This is a genomic window from Halorubrum sp. SS7, assembly GCF_005435055.1.
In the GTDB taxonomy this organism is placed as follows: domain Archaea; phylum Halobacteriota; class Halobacteria; order Halobacteriales; family Haloferacaceae; genus Halorubrum; species Halorubrum salinarum.
In genome coordinates this window covers 1-317 of the sequence record NZ_SGXV01000478.1, presented here as the reverse complement: position 1 = coordinate 317, position 317 = coordinate 1, and the positions used below count along the sequence as shown (strand labels likewise).

General features: G+C 78.2%; 1 protein-coding gene. It reads left to right on the top strand.

Annotated elements, in window-relative coordinates:
- Positions 1 to 317 (top strand): bacterio-opsin activator domain-containing protein (locus EXE44_RS18860; protein WP_274595405.1); only part of this gene is annotated, 317 nt, incomplete at both ends.

The following is a 317-nucleotide window of genomic DNA, read 5'->3' as shown; positions in this document are numbered from 1 at the left end:
TCGCGGTGCCGGCGGCCTTCGAGGGCGCGGTCCACGGCGCGCTCTGCGCCGTCGCGGCCGACGGCGACGCGGTCGACGAGTCGGAGCGCCGCGCGCTCGCCGCGCTCGGCGGCTGCCTCGGCCGCGCCATCACCGCGGAGCGGTGGCGGGAGCTGCTCCACTCCGACGCGGTCACCGAGGTCGAGTTCCACACCGGCGACGACGGGGCGTTCCTCGCCCGGGCGAGCGACCGCCTCGGCTGCCGGCTCGAGCTGGCCTCGACGGTCGACGTCGACGAGGACGTGTCCCGCGCGTACCTCTCCGTCGAGGGGGCCCGC